This window comes from uncultured Aquimarina sp. (assembly GCF_947500065.1).
Classification (GTDB): Bacteria; Bacteroidota; Bacteroidia; order Flavobacteriales; family Flavobacteriaceae; genus Aquimarina.
In genome coordinates this window covers 1-2,369 of record NZ_CANMQT010000031.1, presented here as the reverse complement: position 1 = coordinate 2,369, position 2,369 = coordinate 1, and the positions used below count along the sequence as shown (strand labels likewise).

At 49.7% G+C, this 2,369-nt stretch carries 1 pseudogene; it reads right to left on the bottom strand.

The features are described 5' to 3' along the window. Nucleotides 1-2,369: pseudogene (locus Q0975_RS28285) on the bottom strand (collagen-like protein); the annotation flags it as partial.

The window sequence follows — 2,369 nt, the reverse complement described above, 5'->3', positions numbered from 1 at the left end:
CCTTGCGCTCCAGTGATTCCTTGTATTCCCTGCGCTCCAGTGATTCCTTGTATTCCCTGTGCTCCAGTTACCCCTTGTGCACCTGTGATTCCTTGTGTTCCCTGTGCTCCGGTTACTCCTTGTGCTCCAGTGATTCCTTGGATTCCTTGTGCTCCGGTTACACCTTGTATTCCCTGTGCTCCAGTAACTCCTTGAATTCCCTGTGCTCCAGTTACACCTTGTGCTCCAGTTACTCCTTGCGCTCCAGTGATTCCTTGTATTCCCTGTGCTCCAGTTACTCCTTGCGCTCCAGTGATTCCTTGTATTCCCTGAGCTCCAGTTACACCTTGGGCTCCAGTGATTCCTTGTATTCCTTGCGCTCCAGTTACACCTTGTGCACCAGTAATTCCTTGAATTCCCTGCGCTCCAGTAATTCCTTGCGCTCCAGTAATTCCTTGAATTCCCTGTGCTCCAGTTATCCCTTGCGCACCAGTGATTCCTTGAATTCCCTGAGCTCCAGTTACACCTTGTGCACCAGTAATTCCTTGAATTCCCTGAGCTCCAGTTACACCTTGTGCACCAGTAATTCCTTGTATTCCCTGTGCTCCAGTGATTCCTTGTGCACCAGTAATTCCTTGTATTCCCTGAGCTCCAGTTACCCCTTGCGCTCCAGTAATTCCTTGTATTCCCTGTGCTCCGGTTACTCCTTGTTCACCAGTAATTCCTTGTATTCCCTGTGCTCCGGTTACTCCTTGTGCACCTGTGATTCCTTGTGCTCCAGTTACACCTTGTGCTCCAGTGATTCCTTGTATTCCCTGAGCTCCAGTTACACCTTGTGCTCCAGTGATTCCTTGTATTCCCTGCGCTCCAGTTACTCCTTGTGCTCCGGTGATACCTTGTATTCCTTGTGCTCCAGTTACACCTTGGATACCTTGCGCTCCAGTGATTCCTTGGATTCCTTGTGCTCCGGTTACACCTTGTATTCCCTGTGCTCCAGTAACTCCTTGAATTCCCTGTGCTCCAGTTACACCTTGTGCTCCAGTTACTCCTTGCGCTCCAGTGATTCCTTGTATTCCCTGAGCTCCAGTTACACCTTGCGCTCCAGTGATTCCTTGTATTCCCTGAGCTCCAGTTACACCTTGGACTCCAGTGATTCCTTGTATTCCTTGCGCTCCAGTAACTCCTTGGATACCTTGTGCACCAGTAATTCCTTGAATTCCCTGCGCTCCAGTTACACCTTGCGCTCCAGTAATTCCTTGAATTCCCTGTGCTCCAGTTATCCCTTGCGCACCAGTGATTCCTTGTATTCCCTGAGCTCCAGTTACACCTTGTGCACCAGTAATTCCTTGAATTCCCTGAGCTCCAGTTACACCTTGTGCACCAGTAATTCCTTGTATTCCCTGTGCTCCAGTGATTCCTTGTGCACCAGTAATTCCTTGTATTCCCTGAGCTCCAGTTACCCCTTGCGCTCCAGTAATTCCTTGTATTCCCTGTGCTCCGGTTACTCCTTGTGCACCTGTGATTCCTTGTGCTCCGGTGATTCCTTGTATTCCCTGAGCTCCAGTTACACCTTGTGCTCCAGTGATTCCTTGTATTCCCTGCGCTCCAGTTACTCCTTGTGCTCCAGTAACTCCTTGAATTCCCTGTGCTCCGGTGATACCTTGTATTCCTTGTGCTCCAGTTACACCTTGGATACCTTGCGCTCCAGTGATACCTTGTATTCCCTGTGCTCCAGTGATTCCTTGTATTCCCTGTGCTCCAGTGATACCTTGTATTCCCTGTGCTCCAGTGATACCTTGTATTCCTTGCGCTCCAGTGATACCCTGTATTCCTTGTGCTCCGGTGATTCCTTGGATTCCTTGTGCTCCGGTTACACCTTGTATTCCTTGTGCTCCAGTGATTCCTTGTGCTCCAGTAACTCCTTGAATTCCTTGCGCTCCAGTAACTCCTTGTATTCCCTGTGCTCCGGTGATACCTTGTATTCCTTGTGCTCCAGTTACACCTTGGATACCTTGCGCTCCAGTGATACCTTGTATTCCCTGTGCTCCAGTGATACCTTGTATTCCCTGTGCTCCAGTGATACCTTGTATTCCCTGTGCTCCAGTGATACCTTGTATTCCTTGCGCTCCAGTGATACCCTGTATTCCTTGTGCTCCGGTGATTCCTTGGATTCCTTGTGCTCCAGTGATTCCTTGTATTCCCTGTGCTCCAGTTACACCTTGCGCTCCAGTGATTCCTTGTATTCCCTGCGCTCCTGTTACACCTTGTGCTCCAGTGATTCCTTGAATTCCCTGCGCTCCAGTTACCCCTTGCGCTCCAGTAATTCCTTGAATTCCCTGTGCTCCAGTTATTCCTTGCGCTCCGGTTATTCCTTGTATTCCCTGCGCACC